The sequence below is a fragment of the Candidatus Obscuribacterales bacterium genome (assembly GCA_036703605.1).
In the GTDB taxonomy this organism is placed as follows: Bacteria; Cyanobacteriota; Cyanobacteriia; order RECH01; family RECH01; genus RECH01.
The window spans coordinates 1-2,917 of sequence record DATNRH010000986.1; the positions used below are offsets into that span (position 1 = coordinate 1).

Annotated in this window: 1 protein-coding gene; it reads left to right on the forward strand. The window is 50.9% G+C overall.

The window, feature by feature from the left end:
* Positions 1–2,054: 2,054 nt before the first annotated feature.
* Positions 2,055–2,429, forward strand: a complete 375-nt coding sequence (locus V6D20_20215; GenBank protein HEY9818104.1) for a hypothetical protein — start codon at positions 2,055–2,057, stop codon at positions 2,427–2,429.
* Positions 2,430–2,917: the final 488 nt, after the last annotated feature.

A 2,917-nucleotide genomic window follows, 5' to 3' on the forward strand; every position in this document is an offset into this window, starting at 1 on the left:
TGGCACGTTTGTTGGAGGCACGGTCGTTGGCATGGTCGACGGTGTGGTTGTTGGTGTTATGCTAGGCATTGATGTTGACGGAGATTTGGTAGGGGCGGAGGTGGGTGATGGTGTTTGGCAAAAGAAACAGAATTCAACATACTGAATGGGTGGGCTGCTCTCAACATTATCTGGAACAACAACCAAGTCCACTGTTAATTGGTCTGCATTTATGTAGTGCAGTGAACCTCCATCCCCACCTTGTACAAATGCAGCTACACTGGCTGAGGAAGTAATATTTACTTTCCTGACGGAAAGCTTTCCAAATGGATCCTCAGAGAGGGTGCAGTTCAAATCAAAGCTACCAAGATTGTCCATAGAGCAGGTGTCAAATTCATCCGACATAGGTGTTTGCTCGAGGCTATCAAACATATTCAATCTTGGTCCTCTTGGGGCAACAGGGTCGATGATGCACCAATCCGGGACATTTGGTGCAATCAGTAACCTAAAACCAAATGCAAATCCATCGCTAAGCGGGAGGTCCTTGCACGCGGGGCTGCCGTCGTATTCATAAGCATATGTTGGACTAGAAGTCGGAGTTGCAGTTAGCCTGGAAGTTGGGCTTGTGGTTGGGCTTGTGGTTGGGCTTGTGGTTGAGATCTTTGAGGGACTTGGAGTCAGCTTGGTAGGACTGACAGTTGGGCTGGCTGAAGGACTTGGAGTTAGCTTGGTTGGACTGGAAGTTGGGCTATTTGAAGGACTTGGAGTCAGCTTGGGAGTGGGACTAGAAGTGGGACTGCTTGAAGGACTTAGAGTCAGCTCGGGAGTGGAACTAGAAGTGGGACTGGTTGACGGATTCGGTGATGGATACGAGGTAGGCCTATTGGTGGGGGCTGGCGACCCTGGTGATGCTGTCGTAGGCTCCATCATTGAAACACCTAATGGTCCACCTGTTGGACTTGCACTCGGAGATGGCGATGGCTCCGAGGTTGGTGCTGGACCTGGTCCACCTGTTGGACTTGCACTCGGAGCCATCGGGTACAAAAGCCGCTGCAGAAGAAGCACTGGCAGGTGCCCCAGACGGGGCTGATGACATGTGACAGACTCGGCAGCAAGGCTTGTTCAAGAACTGAGGCAGCGGAGGGGGGCATCGTTCACGACCTTGGAAATCTGCCCACTTTTGGTCGTCACAACATGGCATAGGTGCCGGTGCTACGCAGACGAGACAGCACTCATTATCTTCACAAACCTGGTCACCAGGTTTGAAATCGGGTTGGAGTTTATCATCAGAGCAGCAATTCACGTTTACAGGCGTTGGTGATGGCGCAGGTGGTCCAACTGAAGCTGGTGTCGGCGCAACAGACTCATTTGGACAAACTCTGCAACAAATATCAGCAGTGTAACATCTACTGGTTCCAACTTGGTCACCCCACAGTCTATGCCTGCAGCACTCAGCAGCTGAATTGCCTCCAGGTCGCGCCTGGCCAAATCCCTGGCCGGAATTGGTAGCAGCGGTTTCTGAAGTAGGAGCGGTTACAGTTACAGTACTTGCTGGCGCAGTAGTAGGAGCTGCTACACTTGCGGTTGTGGTAAGTTCTGTTGCGGGGGTAGGAGCTGGTGCTCCACATAAAAAGCAGAATTCAATGTGGCTGATTGCACGTTGGCTTCCAACACTCAAGCCTGAGTAAGTAAAACCAGCATCCAGTTTATACACAACACCACCAGGCCCCCCCTTCACCTTTGCAGCCACAGGCACTGATGATGTGATCTCGGCAAACAAGAACTGATTACCATCTGCACCACTACATGAGAGTGAGTAAGTGGAGGCACCGAAGACACTAATTTGTTCATCACTACAATCGATATCATTCCCACCAGTGAGTGTTAGGCTATCAAAAGTTGACCCTGGTGCTGTTGTTACGCAGCCCCTGTTGTTATCAATCTTGAAACCAAAGGAATAGCCCAAATCGACACAATTGGAATTGGGTTTTGAGTATGGGCTGCTTGGTGGAATTCTCGCCACTGGGGCGGGACCGGGTGTTGGGCTCGAAGTTGGAGAAGGCGTTTCCAGCAGTGTGGGTGAAGGCGTTGGACCATTCGTGGGTACAGATGTCGTCGGCTCCATTGTTGGTGTAGATGTGGGGGCCAAAGTTGGCCCCCTTGTCGGGTTAACAGTGGGTGCTGGTGTTGGATTCAGTGTGGGTGCATTTGTCGGGTCAGCCGTAGATTCCGCTGTTGGACCAGCTGTTGGCACTGGTGTTGGGCTAACTGTTGGTGCAACTGTTGGTGAAACCGTTGGGCCAACAGTTGGAGAAATAGTGATGACAGGGGTTGGTTCAGCTGTGGCTCCAGCAGTTGGGCTGGAAGTCGGATTAAGTGTTGGTTCAAGTGTTGGTTCTGGTGTTGGTCCTGGCGTTGGTCCTGGTGTTGGGAAAATTGTTGCACAATAAAAGCAAAACTCAATGAAACTAATCGCATTACCATTTCCAGTTGACAAGTTAGTCTCCCACCAACGAGGTCGGAGTGGATGCTCACTGTATTCATTGCCGCTCTTCAGAATAACATAACCGCCAATATTTGAATAAATATTGACAGAACGAGATTCACCGTCGGCATCCACTTGGCACTGCGTTGTAAAAGTACCCAATCCATCAGTATTGCAGGTAGGCGGGTTGCCCTTTTCATGGGTCAGCTCAAATCTGTCATCATCGCTGAAAACATAATTGATAAGATTCTCACAATCACCATCTAGTTTGAGACCAAAGTCATAACCTAGGTCCGCACAGTTCTTGTTGCCGTCACCTGTTCCAGGAATAGAACCTGGAGTTGTTGGGGTGGGTCCTGGTGTGGGACCGGGAGTTGGAGGAGCTGTGGGCCCAGGTGTTGGGGCATTGGTGGGACCAGGCGTTGGGCCAGGAGTTGTTCCAGGTGTGGGGGA